The organism is Clostridium sp. MCC344, from assembly GCF_018785365.1.
Taxonomy (GTDB): Bacteria; Bacillota; Clostridia; order Lachnospirales; family Lachnospiraceae; genus Pilosibacter.
Window position 1 is genome coordinate 177,580 of the sequence record NZ_WQPQ01000060.1, and the last position, 19,358, is coordinate 196,937.

General features: G+C 45.4%; 29 protein-coding genes. All 29 read left to right on the top strand.

Annotated features, from left to right (window positions below; all coding sequences use genetic code 11):
- Window positions 1–9: 9 nt before the first annotated feature.
- The 29 genes from GPK90_RS14370 to GPK90_RS14505 all read left to right on the top strand — a co-directional run bounded on the left by GPK90_RS14370 (window position 10) and on the right by GPK90_RS14505 (window position 19,070).
- Window positions 10–681, top strand: coding sequence for a capsid assembly scaffolding protein Gp46 family protein (locus GPK90_RS14370; protein ID WP_009297044.1), 672 nt, complete (start codon window positions 10–12; stop codon window positions 679–681).
- 14 nt (window positions 682–695) lie between these two features.
- On the top strand, window positions 696–1,628 hold the full coding sequence (locus GPK90_RS14375) for a hypothetical protein (protein ID WP_215703298.1): 933 nt from the start codon (window positions 696–698) through the stop codon (window positions 1,626–1,628).
- Window positions 1,629–1,641: 13 nt separating this feature from the next.
- Complete coding sequence (locus GPK90_RS14380; RefSeq protein ID WP_100931880.1) at window positions 1,642–1,989, top strand: hypothetical protein; 348 nt, start codon at window positions 1,642–1,644, stop codon at window positions 1,987–1,989.
- Window positions 1,990–1,999: 10 nt separating this feature from the next.
- A complete protein-coding gene (locus GPK90_RS14385; RefSeq protein WP_009297041.1) occupies window positions 2,000–2,374 on the top strand; it encodes a head-tail connector protein in 375 nt (124 codons plus the stop codon).
- Window positions 2,375–2,477: 103 nt separating this feature from the next.
- Window positions 2,478–2,723, top strand: coding sequence for a hypothetical protein (locus GPK90_RS14390; protein WP_252197487.1), 246 nt, complete (start codon window positions 2,478–2,480; stop codon window positions 2,721–2,723).
- Window positions 2,723–3,121, top strand: a complete 399-nt coding sequence (locus tag GPK90_RS14395) for an HK97 gp10 family phage protein (protein ID WP_009297039.1) — start codon at window positions 2,723–2,725, stop codon at window positions 3,119–3,121. Before GPK90_RS14390 ends, GPK90_RS14395 begins: the two co-directional genes overlap by 1 nt.
- A 6-nt stretch (window positions 3,122–3,127) precedes the next feature.
- The gene (locus tag GPK90_RS14400) at window positions 3,128–3,589 is read left to right on the top strand and encodes a phage tail terminator family protein (RefSeq protein WP_215703299.1); all 462 of its coding nucleotides are present in this window, start codon (window positions 3,128–3,130) and stop codon (window positions 3,587–3,589) included.
- Between the two features lie 2 nt (window positions 3,590–3,591).
- Window positions 3,592–4,659 carry a phage tail sheath C-terminal domain-containing protein gene (locus GPK90_RS14405; RefSeq protein WP_009297037.1) on the top strand — a complete coding sequence of 356 codons (1,068 nt, stop codon included), beginning with the start codon at window positions 3,592–3,594 and terminating at the stop codon, window positions 4,657–4,659.
- A 13-nt stretch (window positions 4,660–4,672) separates the two neighbouring features.
- Window positions 4,673–5,113 carry a phage tail tube protein gene (locus tag GPK90_RS14410; protein ID WP_009297036.1) on the top strand — a complete coding sequence of 147 codons (441 nt, stop codon included), beginning with the start codon at window positions 4,673–4,675 and terminating at the stop codon, window positions 5,111–5,113.
- A gap of 15 nt (window positions 5,114–5,128) precedes the next feature.
- Window positions 5,129–5,536, top strand: a complete 408-nt coding sequence (locus tag GPK90_RS14415; protein WP_009297035.1) for a hypothetical protein — start codon at window positions 5,129–5,131, stop codon at window positions 5,534–5,536.
- 175 nt (window positions 5,537–5,711) lie between these two features.
- Window positions 5,712–8,045: a phage tail protein gene (locus GPK90_RS14420; RefSeq protein ID WP_100931874.1), complete on the top strand. Its 2,334-nt coding sequence runs from the start codon at window positions 5,712–5,714 to the stop codon at window positions 8,043–8,045.
- 10 nt (window positions 8,046–8,055) lie between these two features.
- Window positions 8,056–8,730: a LysM peptidoglycan-binding domain-containing protein gene (locus GPK90_RS14425; RefSeq protein ID WP_215703300.1), complete on the top strand. Its 675-nt coding sequence runs from the start codon at window positions 8,056–8,058 to the stop codon at window positions 8,728–8,730.
- A gap of 14 nt (window positions 8,731–8,744) precedes the next feature.
- Complete coding sequence (locus tag GPK90_RS14430; RefSeq protein ID WP_215703301.1) at window positions 8,745–9,728, top strand: XkdQ/YqbQ family protein; 984 nt, start codon at window positions 8,745–8,747, stop codon at window positions 9,726–9,728.
- 11 nt (window positions 9,729–9,739) lie between these two features.
- Window positions 9,740–10,129 (top strand): hypothetical protein, encoded by a 390-nt coding sequence (locus GPK90_RS14435; protein WP_009297031.1) that lies wholly within the window; start codon window positions 9,740–9,742, stop codon window positions 10,127–10,129.
- Window positions 10,126–10,578: a DUF2634 domain-containing protein gene (locus tag GPK90_RS14440; protein WP_215703302.1), complete on the top strand. Its 453-nt coding sequence runs from the start codon at window positions 10,126–10,128 to the stop codon at window positions 10,576–10,578. Before GPK90_RS14435 ends, GPK90_RS14440 begins: the two co-directional genes overlap by 4 nt.
- On the top strand, window positions 10,579–11,286 hold the full coding sequence (locus GPK90_RS14445) for a baseplate J/gp47 family protein (RefSeq protein ID WP_009297029.1): 708 nt from the start codon (window positions 10,579–10,581) through the stop codon (window positions 11,284–11,286).
- 40 nt (window positions 11,287–11,326) lie between these two features.
- Entirely contained in the window at window positions 11,327–12,136 is an 810-nt protein-coding gene (locus GPK90_RS14450) for a hypothetical protein (RefSeq protein WP_215703303.1), read from the top strand.
- Window positions 12,133–12,516 (top strand): hypothetical protein, encoded by a 384-nt coding sequence (locus GPK90_RS14455; protein ID WP_009297027.1) that lies wholly within the window; start codon window positions 12,133–12,135, stop codon window positions 12,514–12,516. Before GPK90_RS14450 ends, GPK90_RS14455 begins: the two co-directional genes overlap by 4 nt.
- A gap of 12 nt (window positions 12,517–12,528) precedes the next feature.
- Window positions 12,529–12,783 (top strand): hypothetical protein, encoded by a 255-nt coding sequence (locus GPK90_RS14460; protein WP_009297026.1) that lies wholly within the window; start codon window positions 12,529–12,531, stop codon window positions 12,781–12,783.
- A gap of 97 nt (window positions 12,784–12,880) precedes the next feature.
- On the top strand, window positions 12,881–14,179 hold the full coding sequence (locus GPK90_RS14465; protein ID WP_215703304.1) for a hypothetical protein: 1,299 nt from the start codon (window positions 12,881–12,883) through the stop codon (window positions 14,177–14,179).
- Window positions 14,180–14,586: 407 nt separating this feature from the next.
- Entirely contained in the window at window positions 14,587–15,780 is a 1,194-nt protein-coding gene (locus GPK90_RS14470) for an RNA-directed DNA polymerase (protein WP_215703305.1), read from the top strand.
- Window positions 15,740–16,072, top strand: a complete 333-nt coding sequence (locus GPK90_RS14475; protein ID WP_215703306.1) for a hypothetical protein — start codon at window positions 15,740–15,742, stop codon at window positions 16,070–16,072. Before GPK90_RS14470 ends, GPK90_RS14475 begins: the two co-directional genes overlap by 41 nt.
- Before the next feature lies 1 nt (window position 16,073).
- Entirely contained in the window at window positions 16,074–16,187 is a 114-nt protein-coding gene (locus tag GPK90_RS19170) for a CD1375 family protein (protein WP_252197489.1), read from the top strand.
- A gap of 18 nt (window positions 16,188–16,205) precedes the next feature.
- Window positions 16,206–16,433, top strand: a complete 228-nt coding sequence (locus GPK90_RS14480; RefSeq protein WP_009297021.1) for a hypothetical protein — start codon at window positions 16,206–16,208, stop codon at window positions 16,431–16,433.
- A gap of 51 nt (window positions 16,434–16,484) precedes the next feature.
- Complete coding sequence (locus tag GPK90_RS14485; protein ID WP_009297020.1) at window positions 16,485–16,757, top strand: hypothetical protein; 273 nt, start codon at window positions 16,485–16,487, stop codon at window positions 16,755–16,757.
- On the top strand, window positions 16,750–17,100 hold the full coding sequence (locus tag GPK90_RS14490) for a phage holin (RefSeq protein ID WP_100931863.1): 351 nt from the start codon (window positions 16,750–16,752) through the stop codon (window positions 17,098–17,100). Before GPK90_RS14485 ends, GPK90_RS14490 begins: the two co-directional genes overlap by 8 nt.
- Before the next feature lie 5 nt (window positions 17,101–17,105).
- Window positions 17,106–17,879 (top strand): SH3 domain-containing protein, encoded by a 774-nt coding sequence (locus GPK90_RS14495; protein WP_100931862.1) that lies wholly within the window; start codon window positions 17,106–17,108, stop codon window positions 17,877–17,879.
- A gap of 79 nt (window positions 17,880–17,958) precedes the next feature.
- Window positions 17,959–18,717, top strand: coding sequence for a DNA adenine methylase (locus GPK90_RS14500; protein WP_009297017.1), 759 nt, complete (start codon window positions 17,959–17,961; stop codon window positions 18,715–18,717).
- Window positions 18,718–18,797: 80 nt separating this feature from the next.
- On the top strand, window positions 18,798–19,070 hold the full coding sequence (locus GPK90_RS14505; protein WP_009297016.1) for a helix-turn-helix domain-containing protein: 273 nt from the start codon (window positions 18,798–18,800) through the stop codon (window positions 19,068–19,070).
- The last annotated feature ends 288 nt before the right edge of the window (window positions 19,071–19,358 follow it).

Below are 19,358 nucleotides of genomic sequence, written 5' to 3' on the forward strand. Positions count from 1 at the left end.
GACATGAAAATGGATGGAGAAATGACCACTAGCACTCAGACAACTGAAACCGCAGCAACTACATCGGCAGGAACATCTACGGGAGCGGCGGGACAGGCCGCAGGTGCGGAAACCGGAAACCAGGAGAAAGCATCTGCCTTTAAGGAATTTCTTGACGGTCTTTTCGGTGCCAAGCAGGAGAAAAAGGAACCTGGAGCAGAAGAAAAGGCTGCTGAAAAAGGAACAGAGCCGCCTGCAGGTAAAACGGAGGAGAAATCCTTCAGCCAGGCAGATATGGATGCAGCCATTGAAAAAGCAAAGCAGGACTGGGAAGCTCAGGCAGAAGAAGCAAAGAGACAGGCCAAGTTAAGCCCGGAGGAAAAGGCTGCCGAGGAACAGAAAAAGAAAGACGAGCAGATCGCAGAACTGCAGGCGAAGCTCTTAAAGAGTGATCTGCAGAAAAAGGCAACGGCATCCCTGGAAAAAGATGGTTATCCGGTCGGCCTGGCTGAACTGCTGGATTATACCAGTGAGGAGGCCATGGAAAAGAGTCTGTCAAAATTAACAGATACCTTCAAGGGAAGCCTTCAGGCAGCGGTGGAATCCAGACTTCGCGGAAAGACTCCGGCGGGCCTTGGCAATGCGGCAAGCGCAGAAAATATGTTAAGAGATCAGATTGCAAGAAACATCAGAGGATTATAAGGAGGATATGAGACATGAGCGTAAATACAATTCAGACAGCAGCGGTCATTCAGAGTGAACTGGATAAGACCGCAGTAGAGCAGGCTACTTCCGGATGGATGGAAGTCAATTCCAGCCTGGTGAAATATAACGGAGGATCAGAGGTCAAGATCCCGGAGCTTTCCATGGACGGCCTGGCTGATTATGATCGACAGAACGGTTTTGTAGCCGGTGGAGTAAACTTCAAGTACCAGACCAAAACAATGACCCAGGACAGAGGACGTTCCTTCAGCTTTGATGAGAATGCCGTAGATGAGACCAACTTTGCACTGACTGCGGCTACTGTAATGGGAGAATTCCAGAGAACCAAAGTGATCCCGGAGATTGATGCTTACCGTTACAGCACGATCGCGGCGGCCTGCATCAAGGCAAAGACAGCATCTGGCGGATATGTACCGGCGGAGGATACCATTCTGCAGAAACTTTACTACGACATTGCAACGGTTCAGGAAATCGTTGGAGATAATACTCCGCTGGTAATTACCATCAGCCGCATGGTGGCAGCGATCCTCTCCATGAGTGATAAGCTGTCCAAAAAACTGGATGTAACAGATTTTAAGCAGGGAGATGTAAGCTTTAAGGTTAGGAGCCTGGATGGACAGCATCCACTGATTTCGGTTGGTTCAGAGAGAATGAAGACTGAATATCTGTTCAAAGATGGAAAAACCAGCGGACAGGAAGATGGTGGATTTGCAGCAACGGCATCCAGCAAGAACATTAACTGGATCATCACACCGAGAAAAGCCCCTGTTGCGGTGTCTAAGACAGATAAGATGAGAATCTTTGATCCGGAGACAAACCAGAAGGCAAGAGCTTACGCGATGGATTACCGCAAGTACCATGATATCTGGATTCCGGATCAGCAGATCAAGACCTGCTTTACCAACGTAAAGGAAGAACTGTCATAGGAGGAGATACGGGATGATTACTTTAAGACGTGACAATGTAGTAAAACAGACAGAGTCTGAAGTTGTAGCGCTGGCATTGGAAAGCCAGGGATTTGTCAGAGAAGGGGCCGCAAAGAAAGCGACTCTGGAAAACGAAGCACCTGCAGCGGAAAAGGAACTGAAGGAGGAACTGGCGGCGGCCAGAAGCCAGAACGCTGCGCTGAAACAGGAACTGGACGGTGCGAAAGACCAGCTTGAGGTGGCCCTGAAAGAAAATGCCACTCTGAAACAGGAACTGGACGGCACGAAAGATCAGCTTGAAGTGGCCCTGAAACAGAACCAGGAAACTGCTGAGAAAAGCCAGACAGCAAGGAAAAAGTAGGAGGGACTGCATGGCAAGTGAACAGGAAAACAGGATTGTAGCCGAAGTCATGGATAACATGAAAATGGCAGAAACGGAAGAAAGCTCCGCAAGGAGATATGTGCGCCGGGCGGTAGATAAGATCCTGATTTACTGCTGCAGAGAAGATCTTCCGGAACGCCTGGAAGGAACTGCAGCCCAGATTGCCGAGGATATGTTAAAGGCAGATCTGCTGGTCTCCACAGGAAAAGAAACATCATCCGTCACCCGTGGAGACACAACGATTTCTTACCGCGATCCAAGCGCTTCCAGGAGCGCCACGGTGGACTTCATGAAGAATTATGAGACATCCTTAAACCACTATAAGAAAATGCGCTTGCCAAAGGATAACCATGCAGGAAGCTGATATTCTGGCAGAGACCTACTGGGATACAGTGACCGTTTACCGACCTTTTAAAGATACTTTACCATCTGGTGAAAGTGTTTTTAAAAGCGGTACGGAAGGGAAGATGATGTATCAGGATGTTCCATGTGCGCTATCTTCCCACAGCGGCGGAGCGTTGGCCCAGAGCAGCTCCACGGCATCTGTAGATACTTCCTACAGCCTTTTTGTAAGGCCGGAGATCGACATCCTGGAAAATGATTTCCTGGTAATTTCCCGGCTTGGAAAAGTTATAGAAGCTCTGGCTGGAGCTGCTGAACGGCAGCCGTCCCACAATAATGTTCCAGTTCGTCTGGATGATCCGGTGGTCTGATGAGTACCGAATATACCTTTGACGGATTGGATGAGTGGGAAAAGAACCTGGCCCAGGTTATAGATCAGCAATATCCGGAAGAATTTAAGCAAATGGTCATTGACATTGCGGAGCGGACACTTGGAAGAGCAAAAGAACTGACTCCGGTTCAGACTGGACATTTGCGGAATGCCTGGAACTTGGGAACTATCGAAAAACGGGGAGACACTTACTATATTGAGATTTACAACAATGTGGAATATGCGGAGCCTGTGGAGTATGGGCATCGCATGAAGGGCGGCGGCTTTAAAAAAGGCGCTCATATGTTGGAGGTGTCTCTGCAGGAAATGGATCGGAAGCTTCCAGATTACCTGCGGGCCTGGTTGACTGATTTTTTAAATACGCATGATTTGGTTTAAGGAGAAATGATGGAAAATCCAGTATTGCAGATAAAAGACGCGCTGATCTGGGCCTTAAAGAAGATAGATCCGGACACAGATGTCTTTTTTGAAGAGATCAAAAGTACAGACCCGGCCCATGGAGTGGAACAGCCTAAAACCTGGTATTTTGTGGATTTGAAGCCAGGAAGTCCTGTAACTGTGGATGGAATTTACACGGACATGAGCGTCATGGTGGATGTTACCTATCATGAGAAGGGCGAAAGCAATAATGCTTATCTCATTAAAGCTGCTGAAATTGACGCAGCCATTCGTCCGGTGCTTTCGTTTGGTGATAGGAAGATCACCATCGGGAATGCGGACATCAATGTAGTGGATCACGTTCTCCACTACATTTTTACTATCAATTTCCGGCACTCCGAAGAACAGAAGGTTGCAAATGACCGGATGGAGGAGCTGGGAGTATCACTGAAAAAGGAGAGTGAGTAAACATGGGCCTGGGATTACCGAATTTTAACTTTATCTTCCAGTCCAAGGGTATCAGTGCCATTGAGCGCAGTGCCAGAGGAATTGTGGCGGTTATTTTGAACGATGACACGGAAGGTGAAGAACAGAATGTTTACAACAAAGTGGATGATGTGGATTTCACTCAGTGGACGGAGGATAACTACAATTATCTGAAGCTGATCTATGAGGGGGCACCTTCAAAAGTGATCGCCATGAGAGTGGCCACCAATGTAGAAAGCTACAACGCGGTTCTGAAGAAGTTAAAGGACTTAAAATGGAATTATCTGTGCATACCTGGAATTAAGGCGGCAGATACCACGATGATCGGAGCCTGGATCAAGCAGTACCGCAATGATGAAAAGAAGACCTTCAAGGTGATTCTTCCCCATTATGCGGGAGATCATGAGGGAATTATCAACTTTACCACAGAGAACATTACTTCGTCTGTTACCGGGAAAAAGCATACTGCAGCGGAATACTGTGCGCGGATCGCAGGAATCCTTGCTGGACTGTCTCTTTCCAGAAGCAGTACCTTTTATGTTCTGAACGATGTTTCTTCGGCAGAAGTGCCGGATGATCCGAATGAGCGGATCGATGCAGGCGAACTGATCCTTACCTTTGATGGCAGCCAGTATAAGATTGGGCGCGGTGTGAACAGCCTGACTTCCTTTACTGCCACCAAAACGGAAGATTTTCGGAAGATCAAGATCGTGGAGGGCATGGATCTCTACATGGATGATATCCGGGATACATTTGAAAAGTATTATGTGGGCAAAGTCATCAATGACTATGACAACAAGCAGATGTTTGTGGCAGCCATCAGCTCTTACCATAAGGAGCTTCTTGGGGATGTCCTGGATCGCAGTTATGACAATACCGTATCTGTAGATGTAGATGCCCAGAGAAATTATCTGGAAGGACGGGGCACCGACACATCAGAAATGGATGATACGGCGGTGGCTGAAGCAAATACAGGAAGTAAGGTCTTTGTGACCAGTAACGTGAAATTTGTGGATGCCATGGAAGATCTGAAAATGACAGTAAACATGTAAGGAGGGAATGACAATGGCAGAGAGTATCAGAGGCAACAAAACTCTTTCCGGTACCTGGGGAGAGCTTTGGATTGATGGAGAGAAAATCTTTGAATTTTCTAAGATCGAGTTAAAGGTAACAGCCAATCGTGAAGATGTCCAGATCGGTATTGATGTGGACTCTAAGATTACCGGGTTAAAGGGCGAAGGCTCCTATACCGTAAAAAAAGTTTATACCAGGGCAAAAGCAATCCTGGAAAGCTGGAAGAAAGGCAAGGATGTGCGCTGCCAGATTATTGCAAAGCTGAAAGATCCAGATGCCGTGAATGGGCAGACAGAGCGCTGGTCAGCTAACAATGTATGGCACAATGAACTTCCGGTGGTCAACTGGGAAAAAGGCGGAATTGTCGAGGAAGAAACCAGCATCGGCTTCACACCGTCTGATCTGCAGAATCTGGATCAGATTGCAGCATAAGAGGAGGAAACAGTCATGGATAAAGATAAGAGCGAGGTATTTAAGAGTTTTACTAACAAGGCGATCAAGCGCTTTCAGGAGAAAAAGGTCAGAAAATACCGCACATTACATATTCCGAGCCTGGATGAAAATATTAAAATCCGCAACCTGGATTATCCGGAAATCGTAGAGTGTACGGAAATCGAAGATGAAAACGATCCGAATGCGGCAGATAAATATACGATTTATCTGGCCGTTGTGGAACCGAACTTAAAAGAAGTCGCACAGGAGATGATGAATCAGGGGCTGATCCAGACATATCCGGAAGTGGTGAATATCTTTGAAATGAGCGAGATAACAGAAATCGCTACAGAGATCATGAAGCTTTCCGGTGTACTCGGAAATAAGAAGGTCACTGTGGTTGAAGAATTAAAAAACTCATAAGCCGAGACGGAGAAACCTATTTCCTGCACTTTTATCTGCAGAAGGGAATCACACCTGAATATATCCTGAATCTGAGCCTGGAGGAAAGGCTCTTTTATTTTGCTTCCATGGAGACGGCCATAGAGGAAAGAAGAAAGCTGTTTGCTTTTGAAGGGAACGGGGGTGCAAGTGACAAATGAGTGTGATAGGAAGTATCAGCATTAAGGATAATGTCACGGCAACTCTCCGGATCATAAAGAAAGAACAAACTTCTTTCCGGGAGGATGTTAAGAAAACCCGTGAGGAGATGGAGAAAACCTGGAAGGAAAAGTACCAGGCAAAGCTGGATGCAACTCCGGCAACCAAGGCACTGAATAGCTTGAAGTCCAAAATGGAACCGCTCCGGAAAAAAGTAGTGACGGCCATGGCTGTAAAGGACATGGCCACAACGAAAGTTAAAGCGGTAGAAAGCCGTGTAAAAGATCTTGGGAAAAAGGTTGCCGAGCCGGTAGTGAAGATCAAGGATGCTACCGGCAAAGGAATTTCTGCTATCAGCGGAAAAATGAAAGAACTGGGAACCAAGGTTGTTATACCGGTTGCAATCGCAGCGGCCACGGCCACTACTGCAGTGGTGGGAGCATCAGTAAGCGAAGGTGCGAAGCTGGAGCAGAGCCGTGGCGGTGTCGAGACCTTATTCAAGGATGATGCGGATACAGTCAAAGCGAATGCGGACAAAGCCTTTGAAACAGCGGGATTATCAGCAAATGATTATATGGAGCAGGTCACCAGCTTTTCAGCTTCGCTGCTGAACAGTTTAAAGGGTGATACGGCAAAAGCGGCCACAGTGGCGGATCAGGCCATGGTGGATATGGCAGATAACGCGAATAAATTCGGTACCGACATAGGCTCTATCCAGAACGCTTATCAGGGCTTTGCCAAGCAGAACTACACCATGCTGGATAACCTGAAACTTGGTTACGGTGGTACGAAGTCGGAAATGGAGCGTCTGTTAAAGGATGCTGGGAAAATTTCTGGAGTTAAGTATAACCTGGATAATCTGGCGGATGTGTATAACGCGATCCATGTGATCCAGGAAAAACTGGATGTTACAGGAACCACAGCGAGAGAAGCATCGACCACATTCAGCGGATCTTTCGGAGCCATGAAGTCCGCAGTTAAAAATCTGCTTGGCTTTATGGCGAGTGGCGGTGATGTAGAAGGCGCTATGGGCTCTGTAGTGGAGACGGCCAGCACGTTCCTGTTCAAGAATGCGGTTCCGATGGTTGGACGAGTCGTAAAAGCGCTTCCTGGAGCTGTGAAAACAGGTATAAAGGCGGCTGCTCCGAAGATTAAAGAATCTGGTGGAGAAATCGTCAAGGGTCTGAAAGACGGAATTGTGAGCGCACTGCCATCTTCTATGAGCGGCGCAGTCAACCAGGCGTTTGATGGTATCGGAAACCTGGGTTCCAAGTTTTCAGCGGCTATACCGGAACTTGTATCTTTCGGAAAGAGCATAACAAATTCCCTTGGTCAGGCTGCAGTAGCCAGTGCCCCAGCAATTGGAAGCATTGTGAACACTGTTTCAACTATGCTTCCAGTAATACTCCCGGTGATTTCAAGTGTGGTTTCTGGTATCAGTGGCCTGATCTCTCAGGCATCGCCGGTTATCGCGGGGCTGGTGTCGGCTATCGGTGTGGCTGTTGTGGCGCTTGCCCCTGTTTTCAGTACAATATTCGATGGCATTGGTGAGAAAGTAAGTTCTGTGATCGGCTTCATCGGAGAGCGGATGGGCTTCATCCAGGAAGTTATCGCAGTAGCTGGCCCGGCAATCGGTTCTGTATTGACCACAGCCTGGAGCGTGATCTCACCTATTATGGATTTGTGCATTAGTGTATTCGAGCTTGTCTTCAGCGTGGTACAGCGCGTATTCCCAGGAATTCAGAGTATCTTGGAGAGCGTCTGGAGCGTGGTTCAGCCTATCGTGGAAGGAATCGGCTCAGCTATCGGTAAGGTGGCGGACTGGATCAGCAGCACAGGAGCCAAGATTGCAGGCTCTGGAGGCAGCAGATCAGGAAACGTTGGAAAGAATGCGGCTGGAGACAACAACTGGCGTGGTGGACTTACTTGGGTAGGTGAGGAAGGCCCAGAACTTGTAAATCTGCCGAGAGGTTCCAGGATACTTCCAAACAAGGAAAGTGTGTCTCTGACCAGCAATGCATTCGGTGGCGTAGTGCAGGGAAGCATGGCAGCATCCTCCGGAAACGGCGGAGGAATGTCCTCTGTTATCGGCATTTTAACAAATATTGACCAGCATCTTTCGGCTCTGATCGACCGGATCAGGGAAAGCAGGGGCGGCATGGAGGTACCGGGCAGCACTTCGTCCGGTGGCGCAAGAGGATTCCTCGGAAGCATCACAGTCCAGATTGCCAAACTTGCAGATACCATCAATGTCCGGTCAGAGGATGATATTGATGAGATGGCTGATAAAGTAGCAAAGAAATTTGTAGAAGTAATTGTAAATATGGGATAGGAGGGAGCTTATGAAAGAGAGGATCATTGAACTAAGCGTGGATAATCGGAGCGAAGTCATCGAGCTCCCGATTAACCCTAAAACGGTGGAATTTACGTCAAAACAGTTAAATCAGACGATAACTTTGTTGGAAATGGGAGAAGTCAATCTGGCAGGAGACCGTGGGCTGAAGCGCACAAAGTTTTCCAGCTTTTTCCCGTCAGAGAATTCTCCGTTCAGTGACTTGGCCGAAGATACACCGAAAGGTTACATCACCATGCTGGATGAGTGGAAAACATCGAAAAAGGTAGTTCGCGTTATTGTAACGGACATGGATATCAATCTGGCAATGCTGATGGATGAACTGAATTATTCTGTAAATGAAGGGGACGAGGATATTTATTATACCATGTCTTTTTCAGAGTACGTTACTTTGAACGTCCCAACGGTAAATATAATGCCAAAAGTCAGAGACAATGGCCTTACAGATCGGCCCAATACCAGCGCAGGTGGAAGCCATACGGTGGTTAGCGGAGATACTTTGTGGGGAATTGCAAAGAAATATTATGGGAATGGGGCACAGTATACGAAGATATATGGTGCAAATAGCGGAACGATTGAAGCGGCAGCCAAGAGCCATGGAAAAAGCAGTTCCGGGAACGGGCATTGGATTTATCCGGGTACTGTGCTTTCGATTCCTGCATAAAGGCGGTGGAAGGAATGAAATTACTGACAGGAGGAAAGGATATCAGCCAGCTAATTGAAAAGATCACTTGGTCTGGTGATACTTCCCAGGTGTCCAGAAAAATCAATTTCACTATCGCACAGAACAAAAAAGATACTCTATTCCCGAATGTGTCCATTGACATTGGGGATGAAATTATCATGCAGGATAATGAAGGAAATAATATTTTCGGCGGGATTATATTTGATGCGGATAAAAAAGGCAGCTCTAAAACTGTAAGTTATCTGGCATATGATCTTTTGTTTTACGTGAACCAGTCTGATGTGAATATGGTCTTTTCTGGGACACCAGAAAGTATTGTCACACAGATCTGCCAGAAACTGGATATTCCCTGCGGAGAACTGGCTCCGACCAATGGAGTTGTAGTGAAATCACCGTGTTTTGGAAAAAAGGCATATAAGGCAATCATGATGGCCTATACAGTAGCAGCCAGAAAGAATGGTACAAAATACATTCCTCTGATTAAAAATATCAATCAGCTTTGTGTGATTGAAAAGGGGACGTTGTGTGGAGCTGTGATGACCGGAGATTACAACCTAATTGATACAGAGTATAAAAGCACTCTGCAGAACCTGGTAAACCGTGTAATTATCACCAACAGTAAAGGAAATCAGATCAAGGTGATAGAGGATGCAGAGTCCATTCAAAAATATGGCCTGGTTCAGAAAGTTATGAAACAGAGCGATAAAGAAGATATTTCAGCAGAAGCACAAAAAGCACTGGTTTCTGTAGAAAATTCTGGATCTGTATCTGGAGTACCGAATGATTTCAGGGCGGTCTCTGGCTATTCCATTATTGTCCAGGATGAAGTTTCTGGACTGTATGGACAGTTTTACATAGAAAGCGATACTCATACCTTTACCAATGGAAAAGCGCAAATGGATCTTACCCTGGCTTTTGAAAATCTGATGGATGAGGAGGAAATCGAGAAGGACACAAACAATAAGAAAAGTAAGTAGGAGGGACTGACATGACAGATCATAACATCGTGCGAATGGTTCACGCAATTGAAGAACGTATATCCGGTGGCGGAGCTGCGGATATAAACTCCGGTGGCGGGGTTCAGGCAAGCGTAGATGGAACATTCCTGGCTGATGTGATCAGTGTGAAGCCTTTGTCTATTCAACTGCAGGGGCAGACAGTATCTGCTGGCATTTACATCAATCCGGCCTTGACGGTAGCGGCATCGGATGGCGGTGATGAGATTTTAAAGCCCTTTGAAACACCGTTTGAACCGGCTGCAGCATATGAATTTTTGAAAGAATTCCATGAAAAATATGTAATCAAGAAAGGTGATACGGTGGTGGTTGTCATGACAGGAAGCGGCTTTTATATAGCTGGAAGGGCGGTGGCAGGATGAGCATTTTTCCATTTATTGATGCGTCTGGGGTTACAGATACGAAAAAAGTAACTGATTTACCATTACTGAAAGAATATGCGTATGATTATGCGAGAAATGAACTGCTTCTGGATGAAAATGGCTGCACTTATCTGGTGGAAGGAAATGCTGCACTCCGGATCTGGATATTTAAGACACTTACAACAGCCCGGTTCCGACACGTAGCTTATTCTCCGGCCTTCGGAGAAGAATATGAGGATCAGCTCATTGGACACTCCATGAACGGAGAAATAGTAAAGTCAGAAATGAAGCGTTATATTACCGAAGCGTTAATGGTAAATCCATATATCAAGAAACTGGAAAATTTTAATTTTGAGACCAGTAGCTGGGGGATGAAAGTAACATTTGACTGTACCAGCATTTATGGGAAAGAAACGGTACCGATCCGAATGGAAGGGGTGAATGTATAAATGGATTTTACGGCAGATGGAATTCTGGCCAGGATGAAAGGAAGCCTCAAAAATGAAGATTCCAGGATAGAGGGAAGCTTTACAATGGATAACCTGCAGGCGGTATCTGAAGAACTGGCCCGATTTAATGCGATGCTCATTGCTCCCCTGCAGGATGAACTGGCTGCTCAAGGAAGTGACATGGGAACCAGTGGAAATGAAAAACATTATGTGAAATGGGCCAAGGAAGCAACCAATGCCCAGGGCAAAAGGGTGGCGGGAAATGCAAAAGTTTCCAGTCCAAGAGACGGAACAGGAAACGTATATATCGCCATTGTTTCCACAACGGCCCAGGCACCTACGGAAGAAGAAATCCGGATTGTGCAGGAGTATATCAATACGAAGCGGCCTGTGGGGGCTAACCCGGTGGTATCTGCAGCGGAGAGTATTGATGTAACCATTGTATGCGAGATTCACAAAACAGCCGGATACACGGAGGAAACGGTTAAAAGCCAGATTCAGACAGATGTTCAGGCACATTTTCTGGAAATTGCTTTCCAGAGCGGAGTGATCTCCCTGAACTTCTTTAAAGTCAGCAATATCATCAGCGCGGTGAGTGGTGTCTCCGAGGTGGTGGACTTAACAATAAATGGAAAAAAGGATTCTATCACGGCAGATTATAACAAATTCTTTTCTCTGAAGGGAGTGATTATCAGTGTCACTGAATAGTGAACAGATGCTTCCGGCCAGAGTGCGAAAGATGAGGCAAATGGAAGACCTTCTGAATGTGGAAGATATAATCCTGGCTGAGATAGAAAGAATTATTGATGAAATGTATGGGGCGGCGGCGCTACTCCATGAGGAGCTGGTCAATGAGGCTTGGTTGAAGGAAAAACTGGATGCCCGAACAGGAGCTGATACAACAGTAGAGGCAGATGCGGACAAGCTCCTGGCAACGATAACGCTGGATGTAAGCAAAATTGTGGGTGTTGATATGAAAGACATCCGGGTATTTTTGGACAAATGGCTGCCAGCACATTTAAGATATCGTGTGATTTTACTGATAGAGAGTGGCTATATTAGCCCGGAAAAATATACCGTGACAGGAATGGCACTGGGTTATGAAGCGCAGTTTTGGCCGGTTCGGACATTGAATGGAGCCTGGTTGCTGGACGGTACATACAATCTTGATGCAGTCCGTAAGGCAGATGAATACGGCTTAACCTATGAAATTGGAGAAATAGAACTTCATGAGGATTTCACGGAGGCAGCCAGATTTATGACAGCAATCTGCCAAGATGAGAACACTGTCGGCATGGTATCCATGGGCTTTGAATCCCAGTTCTGGCAAGTTCCAACACTAAACGGTGCGTGGAAATTAGATGGTTCTGTTCTTCTTGAAATTCTGAGACACCCACATGAGTACGGACAACACTTTGACTTTGGAATGATAGAAAATAAAGAGGAAAATGACTATCGTGTTCGGCTGGATAAGGATTTATGGTTCCTGGATGGCAGCCAGAATTTGAACGGAAAGAGAATATTGGACGCTGAGAGGCGTGAGGAGGAATTGACATGACACAGAATCAGATCATCACAGTGACAGCAAGAAAAAATATGGTTAGAGCCAGGGCCGGAGAGATCCAGCTCCCGAAAATCGTGGGTTTTGTTTTCGGTGATGGCGGTGTGGATGAAAGCGGGAACATTATTCCTCTTTCGGAAACAGACAGCACCCTCGGAAATGAACTTCTCAGAAAGAAGTATGACGGCTATACAATGGTCAGCGATACAGAATGCAAGTATGAATGTACGCTGACCGAAGAGGAGCTGGCGGGCAAAGAGATCAGCGAGATCGGCTTGTATGATGCTAATGGTGATATCGTTAATATTAAGCGGTTTTCAGCTAAAGGCAAGGATGCGGATCTTGCGATGACCTTCTGGATTAAGGACACGTTTTAAGGGAGGAACACAATGGCTAACTTACCAATCAAGAACAATCCTACATTGAACCTCCAGATGGAGGCTCTTACAACATCAACTCCTGCACATGCAGACCGGTTTAACGAACGCTATCAGCAGTTACTTGAAAATGACAAGGCACTGCAGGTGGATGCCAAAATTTATGAGGATGACAAAAACGGAGCGAAGATCCGTCTGGGGATGGAAAATGGTCATCTTTATTATGTTCAGCTTCCTTCGGAAGAAGCTGATGGCACTGGAGAATAACGGATTCCGTTATATGATAACGGGATACGTTATAAAATAACAAAATAAGCAAAAATATGACGCATCGTGTTATATTATGCTGGAAATGAGGGAAAAAATGACGGAAAATAAGGTTTTTATTGCGGAGCAGGAAACCCTTTTGGAAGTGAAGGAGCAGACAGAGAAGCTGATCCGGAACCTGATCCCGACTGACGCACCGATCTATGGAATGGTTATTCACGAAGCATCAGATCTGAATCCAGCTACCCGTGTAGAATACTTGGGCGCTAACAAGGACTTTAAGCCTATGTCCATGAATATGGCTACTCATGCCATGGATTATGGCTCCTGGGCGGATTGGAGCTGGTTAAAAGCGAATGTGCCGGTTATGTGTGGGTGGGATGGAGAAATCAAATATTATCTGAATCCGGATGATTATACGAAGAAAGCAGACGGAACAGCTTCAGATGTATCAAATGCAAATTTTGCAGGAAATGCAATGGCGGTCATTAAGAAGATCTACAAAAAGGAATATAAGGTCGGTTCAGATCGTTATGTATACTTCTGCGAGCGGCAGGTTGATCCGGATTTCCAGCCGGTTGGTTTTAATGTCAAAGGAAAAGTTAGGGACTACATGCTCATTCCCATGTTCTATGGCTCTATTGATGGAAACGGAAGGATGAGAAGCATTGCAGGTCAGTGGAGCTGCCTGACTGCTTCAGGAAGCTCTTCTGATAATTCATCAGGAACCGCAATAGGCACTACAGAGCAGAACACAGCGATTTTGAAAACGAGTGCAAGCGGGTTATTCTTCGGCGGCCCGCTTACAAATACGTTAGCAGATATTTGTGTAATGCTTACGCGAAGCACAGATTCACAAAGTTCTTTTGGAAGCGGAATGTGCTCCAGCTATGTAGAGGATAAAGCCCAGCATTATGGAACTCAGATCAACAAGGTAGTTGGAGGCGGCCGGTTTTATGGATCAGATGATAATAAGTCTTTCAATAAGATTTTTCATAGCGCTGTTCTGGGCAGTTATATGCTTTGGCAGCGTGATCCGTATATGGTCGCGGTCAATGGAAGAATTAAGGTATCTACAGATTATACCTACAATCTGAGTGGAGACGGGTATCTGGATACAGGCTGCAACGTGACAGCAAACCATTACAATGCGACCATGCACGTAGTCAAAGGTTTTGGAGCGATTCCGTCAGAGGAAATTGAGGGAACTTCGGCAACTGGCTATTGTGATCATACTTGGGTAAACGCCACAATCACGGCGGTTTCGCTACGGTTCGGCCATTGCCTTGACGGTCTTGCTGACGGCCTCTGGGCCCGCACGCTGCTCAATGTGGCTGCTGACGCCTGGTGGTTCTTCGGCGCGTCCTTACTTCTTCCAGCACCTGCAGCAGCGTGAGCTGCTGTTAGGGGGTATGGGGGTCTTCCCCCATAAAGAAAATAGGGGGTTCGGGGGATTTCCCCCGATGCCCTTGCAGGGAATAAACGAATTTTAGGGGTTACCGGAACACCCTTTCCGGCGGTTTCGCTACGGTTCGGCAATTGCAATGACGGTCTTAATGACGGCCTCTGGGCCCGCACACTGAACAATGTGGCTGCTAACGCCTGGTGGAACTACGGCGCGTCCTTTTTCTATCAATTTTAGAACGACAACCAAAATGTTCCCGGTAATCCTACACCGCAGACGATTGAAACATCGTTATATCCGCCCTTATGGGTTTTGGTGAGTGGAAATAGTTCCGGTCAGGAGCTGCAAGTAGCAGGAAATGTCCGAAAGCGGCGAGGAGATAGAAGATCATGCGTATATTGAAATACGATATTGAAAAGGTGACCGGGATTCCCTGGAAGAAAAAGAAAAGTTATAGATACCTGTATCGGCTGGCCTGCCGGGAAGATGTGATTAAAAAGGCTTTTAAAAGTATGAGAAAAGGGAAAACCAAGAGAAAAGACTTTCAAATGGCGGAGGAAAATCTGGATGCCTGGGTTAAGAAAATCCAGGAAATTATCCTGAATACGAAACCGGATGGATGGCAGACTGATCCCCAAAAACGATTTAAGCCAGTAAAGCATAACCCGGTAATTATTAAAGAGTTTGGAAAGACGAGGGTTGTTTATGTACCGACTATGGTGGAACTCTGGATTCAGCATGTTATTGTAATGATCCTGGAGCCGATCATAGCGGGAAGCAGTTATCCGATGAGCTTCTCATCGTTTCCCGGAAGGGGTTCCCTGAAGGGGCAGCGAGCTATCAGACGTTGGATCGAAAGTGGAAAGGGAATCAGGAACTTTGCACAGGCAGATATCCGACATTTTTATAGCCATATTCAGTATAAAATTGTTCGGAAAAAATTAGAGCGTAGAGTTAAAGATAACTTTTTCCTACATCTGATTGATGTCTGCATGACATATTTTCCTAAAGAAATGCCTTTAGGTTTCTATCTTTCTCAATGGCTTGCGAATTTCATGCTCCAGGAACTGGATTATGACATTAAATGTAAGCTGAAAATAGCACATCATGTCCGGTATATGGATAATTATACGCTGGCTGATGATAACAAAAAGAAGCTGCACCAGGCACTGCTTTACATTCGGCAGGTGCTTGGAAAGATGAGACTACGCATGAAGAGTGACTGGCAGGTGTTCCGATTTGAATACACCAAGAAAAATGGGAAGAAAACGGGGCGCTGCGTGTCGGCCATGGGCTGGCTGTTTTACCGGTCAAAAGTGTTGATCCGGAAGCGCATATTACTTCATGTAGAGCGCATAGCCCGAAAATTGCATAAAAAGGAAGAAAACGGCCAGCGGTTTCCGCTGGGGCTTTGCCGTGGTTTTGTATCGTTGCTGGGGTGGATCACACATTCAGAAACGTATGACTGGTATTTGATACATATTAAGGAATTGGTAAACGTCCGTAAAATCAAACGGATTATTTCAAAGATGACAAGGGAGGTAAATCGTCATGCAGGAATGGAAAAAGGAACTCTGCAGAGAACAGCCTGAAACCTTTCAGGAGCTTGGAAAAGGCACTTACATTCAGAGGCGCAATATCACTCCGTATGAAAGAAAAGACGGGAACGGAGAAGTTGATAAGGGTTATTCATGCGAGTACAGGATTCTTACAAAAGAAGAATATTTTTCAGCCCTGGAGCAGGAAAACAGCAATAAAAATATGCTGACTTCCATGGCCGCTCAGGCAGATATCTATGAAAAACTTATTGAAACAGAAAAAAATCAGTTAGTCATCATGCAGGCCATTGCAGATCTGTATGAAAAAGAGAATGGAGGCGTGTAATATGTTAGAACTTTATGTGACTTTAGTTAAAGCTGGAATCAGAACCATTGACAGCGTACCGGCGGCCTTCCGTGAAAAGGTGAAAGCGGCTATTGAAGCGGAAAAACAGGAATGATAGGAAGGGAGAAGAAACATGACTCTGCTTCATATTATAGACACGCTTTGCGATGTGACAACCAAGCAGGCAGATCTCCTCCGGGAGCTGGTAACAGATCTGGAACATATGAACCAGGTTTCCGAAGAAGTAAAGAATTATTATCGGGAGAAGCTGGATTCTATTGATCAAGAAATGAACGTAGCTGAATACGGCTGCAGAGAACTTCCCTATATGGATGAAGCTCACAGAGAAATAATAAGGTAAAAACAGGTGCATCGGATATTTCCGATGTGCCTTTTTAATTGGAGGAAGATCATGCAAAAAGAGAAGTGGAAAACCATGGATGTGATCCTCGTAATCCTGGCGATATTTTTACTTGTTTTTGTGATTGTGATGATTGCTATTTACATAAGAACAGGAGGAATTCCGGATACCTTATGTACCTGCGTGTTTAGTGTATGTGGCGGAGAATGCGGAGTAATGGGCTGGATCAAAACAACGAAAGACAGACACCTTTCCAGACAGTATGAACTGGAGGATAGGGAGACAGACAAAAAAGAAAGCATGGAGGAAACGGAGAATGAGTGATATTTGCTTTGAAGGTTTAAAGATTTTGGTGATGGTGGCGGTGCTGGTATTAACCAGATATGTACTTCCCTGGGTAAAAAGCAAGGCTGATTCCGAGAAGTTGAACCTGGTGGCTCAGTGGGCGTATAAAGCGGTTTTAATGGCCCAGCAGACCATGAAAGCCACTGATGGAAAAGAGAAAAAAGCCATCGTTACGCAGTTTTTAAAAGAGCTTCTTCAGGAGAAGAACATCGCACTTTCGGACACGCAGATTGAGATCCTGATTGAAGCCGCAGTAAAACAGATGAAGATTCAGGAAAATGCAGGAATTGTGATTGAAGCAACGGATGATGTGGAGGTGTAGTCAACATGGGAGTAAGAGTTGGAAGCGCAAGAAGCAATGAAAATGGTGGAGTAAATGGTGGCAAGGCGGGCGATCAGACCGGCAGAGAGGTGTCAACGCAGCTCTGGTATCTGCATTCAAAGGGCTGGATCGTTATTAGGGCGAAGGCACCTGCAGTCCGGGAGGCAATCGCTAAAAACATGGAAGCTGCCTGCCAGAATGACAATATCGGTTATTGCCAGGGCCACAGAGGAACGGCAACGGCTGCAGCGAAGCCATATGATTACGATCTTTCCAAGGTAAATACAGCCGTGGAAACAGACTGCTCTGAATTGGTACGTTGCTGTGTGCTTTATGCTGGAATTCATGTGAATAGTTTCAGCACAGCGAATGAGGTGGCAGCACTGAGGCAGACTGGCCAGTTTGATATCCTGGAAAAAGATGAGTATTGCAAAGCTTCAGACTATTTGTTACGAGGAGATATCCTGGTCACAAAGACGAAAGGCCACACTGTGGTTGTTCTGGACAATGGCTCCAAGAGCAGCCAGAATAAAAAAGTTGAAGCAGCTCAGAAAAAGGATGTATCTATCAGTGGAACCTATAAAACCACGGCAGATCTGAATTTGAGAGCGGGAGCCGGTACAACAAAAGATATTCTGGTTACAATTCCGAAGGGAGCAGCGGTCTCCTGTTATGGATATTACAGCCTGTACAACGGAAAGCCATGGTATTATGTAAAGACTACTGTGAAGGGAGTAGCTTACACGGGCTTCTGTAGCAGTGCGTATTTAAAACGTTAGATAAATGAAGGCTCTGGGAGTACGAGCTCCCGGAGCATCCTGATTTCATGCCCCTTAAAATTGAAATCAGGAGGACATAATGAATAGTTTTATTGCATGGATCGGTGGAAAGAAATTACTGAGAAAAGAGATTGTAAAAAGGTTTCCAGAAGAAGGCTTTACACGGTATGTGGAAGTTTTTGGTGGAGCTGGATGGGTTCTTTTTGAAAAAGAGCAGGGAAAAGAACTGGAGGTATTCAACGACCGCGACAGCAACTTGATAAACTTATATCGGTGCATCAAGTATCATTGCGGAGAACTGCAGAGAGAGCTGGAATGGCTGACTATATCGCGGGAACAGTTCTTTGACAGCAAGAGCCAGCTTGACAGTCAGGGACTTACGGATATCCAGAGAGCGGCGCGGTTTTTTCATATTATAAAGGTGAGCTTTGGTTCAGATCGCAGAACCTTCGGAACGAATAAAAAGAACCTTGCTAATGCTATCGAGTACCTTCCCCTCATTCAAAAGAGGCTTCAGGGTGTTGTAATCGAGAACAAGGACTTTGAAAACCTGATTCGGGTTTATGATAGACCAGGGGCACTCTTTTATCTTGATCCGCCTTATCATGGGACGGAAAAATATTATGAGGGAAGCTTCACCGAAGCGGATCATGAGCGTTTAAAAGCCGTTTTAAGCAGTATCAAAGGCCGTTTTATCTTATCTTATAATGATGATACTTACGTCAGAGAACTGTATAAGGGTTACAATATCGAAGAAATAAGCCGGAATAACAGCCTGGCGGGTAAGACGAAAACTTCGCAATTCAAGGAATTGATAATCAGGAATTACGAAAAATAACGTATTTCGTTATAATATAACAAAATGACTTTTAAAGAGTGCCCTCGTGCTAGAATAACCAGCAAAGGGGCATGGATATCATGATTAAAATTCATTTATCACGGCTTCTTGGAGAAAAAAGGTGGACGCAGAAAGATCTTGCAGAAGCCACTGGAATCCGGCCAAGTACAATCAACGAATGGTATCACGAATTCGTAACCCGTATAAACCTGGATCACGTTGACAAGATTTGTGAAGTATTAGAGTGCGATATTTCAGATCTAATTGAATATGTACCGAATCAGCACAAAATCACGGGAAAAGATCTGATTGTTGAAGAGCATGGAAACCGAAAGCCGAAGAAAAAGCAGTAGAAAAAGGACGTTTTGGAGGGTATTTTACAGCCCTTTAAAACGTCCTTTTTCTGTTTTTAAAATAGGTTTTTGCAAATGACGCGAAAACATTTTGCATTTTGCGCGAAAAGCTACAACGAAGCCAATTTTTTGTCTTTTTTATATAAAAACACAATAAAAATCTGATTATCCGCTAAAACACAGTATCTATCAGCATTTTCAAGGAAACAAACACATCAATTTACTACTTATTTACTACTAACGAATGAGCCTTGATACGCAAGTTTTCCTAGATATGCAAAGATATGG

Bases quoted from the DNA above. Each gene is read 5' to 3' on its own strand.
- GPK90_RS14395 (WP_009297039.1), top strand. From the start codon at position 2,723: ATGAGTACCGAATATACCTTTGACGGATTGGATGAGTGGGAAAAGAAC.
- GPK90_RS14375 (WP_215703298.1), top strand. From the start codon at position 696: ATGAGCGTAAATACAATTCAGACAGCAGCGGTCATTCAGAGTGAACTG.
- GPK90_RS14505 (WP_009297016.1), top strand. From the start codon at position 18,798: ATGATTAAAATTCATTTATCACGGCTTCTTGGAGAAAAAAGGTGGACG.
- GPK90_RS14410 (WP_009297036.1), top strand. From the start codon at position 4,673: ATGGCAGAGAGTATCAGAGGCAACAAAACTCTTTCCGGTACCTGGGGA.
- GPK90_RS14460 (WP_009297026.1), top strand. From the start codon at position 12,529: ATGGCTAACTTACCAATCAAGAACAATCCTACATTGAACCTCCAGATG.
- GPK90_RS14425 (WP_215703300.1), top strand. From the start codon at position 8,056: ATGAAAGAGAGGATCATTGAACTAAGCGTGGATAATCGGAGCGAAGTC.
- GPK90_RS14420 (WP_100931874.1), top strand. From the start codon at position 5,712: ATGAGTGTGATAGGAAGTATCAGCATTAAGGATAATGTCACGGCAACT.
- GPK90_RS14415 (WP_009297035.1), top strand. From the start codon at position 5,129: ATGGATAAAGATAAGAGCGAGGTATTTAAGAGTTTTACTAACAAGGCG.
- GPK90_RS14490 (WP_100931863.1), top strand. From the start codon at position 16,750: ATGAGTGATATTTGCTTTGAAGGTTTAAAGATTTTGGTGATGGTGGCG.
- GPK90_RS14495 (WP_100931862.1), top strand. From the start codon at position 17,106: ATGGGAGTAAGAGTTGGAAGCGCAAGAAGCAATGAAAATGGTGGAGTA.
- GPK90_RS14435 (WP_009297031.1), top strand. From the start codon at position 9,740: ATGACAGATCATAACATCGTGCGAATGGTTCACGCAATTGAAGAACGT.
- GPK90_RS14430 (WP_215703301.1), top strand. From the start codon at position 8,745: ATGAAATTACTGACAGGAGGAAAGGATATCAGCCAGCTAATTGAAAAG.
- GPK90_RS14500 (WP_009297017.1), top strand. From the start codon at position 17,959: ATGAATAGTTTTATTGCATGGATCGGTGGAAAGAAATTACTGAGAAAA.
- GPK90_RS14485 (WP_009297020.1), top strand. From the start codon at position 16,485: ATGCAAAAAGAGAAGTGGAAAACCATGGATGTGATCCTCGTAATCCTG.
- GPK90_RS19170 (WP_252197489.1), top strand. From the start codon at position 16,074: ATGTTAGAACTTTATGTGACTTTAGTTAAAGCTGGAATCAGAACCATT.
- GPK90_RS14370 (WP_009297044.1), top strand. From the start codon at position 10: ATGGATGGAGAAATGACCACTAGCACTCAGACAACTGAAACCGCAGCA.
- GPK90_RS14405 (WP_009297037.1), top strand. From the start codon at position 3,592: ATGGGCCTGGGATTACCGAATTTTAACTTTATCTTCCAGTCCAAGGGT.
- GPK90_RS14400 (WP_215703299.1), top strand. From the start codon at position 3,128: ATGATGGAAAATCCAGTATTGCAGATAAAAGACGCGCTGATCTGGGCC.
- GPK90_RS14385 (WP_009297041.1), top strand. From the start codon at position 2,000: ATGGCAAGTGAACAGGAAAACAGGATTGTAGCCGAAGTCATGGATAAC.
- GPK90_RS14465 (WP_215703304.1), top strand. From the start codon at position 12,881: ATGACGGAAAATAAGGTTTTTATTGCGGAGCAGGAAACCCTTTTGGAA.
- GPK90_RS14455 (WP_009297027.1), top strand. From the start codon at position 12,133: ATGACACAGAATCAGATCATCACAGTGACAGCAAGAAAAAATATGGTT.
- GPK90_RS14445 (WP_009297029.1), top strand. From the start codon at position 10,579: ATGGATTTTACGGCAGATGGAATTCTGGCCAGGATGAAAGGAAGCCTC.
- GPK90_RS14480 (WP_009297021.1), top strand. From the start codon at position 16,206: ATGACTCTGCTTCATATTATAGACACGCTTTGCGATGTGACAACCAAG.
- GPK90_RS14440 (WP_215703302.1), top strand. From the start codon at position 10,126: ATGAGCATTTTTCCATTTATTGATGCGTCTGGGGTTACAGATACGAAA.
- GPK90_RS14475 (WP_215703306.1), top strand. From the start codon at position 15,740: ATGCAGGAATGGAAAAAGGAACTCTGCAGAGAACAGCCTGAAACCTTT.
- GPK90_RS14380 (WP_100931880.1), top strand. From the start codon at position 1,642: ATGATTACTTTAAGACGTGACAATGTAGTAAAACAGACAGAGTCTGAA.
- GPK90_RS14390 (WP_252197487.1), top strand. From the start codon at position 2,478: ATGATGTATCAGGATGTTCCATGTGCGCTATCTTCCCACAGCGGCGGA.
- GPK90_RS14450 (WP_215703303.1), top strand. From the start codon at position 11,327: ATGGAAGACCTTCTGAATGTGGAAGATATAATCCTGGCTGAGATAGAA.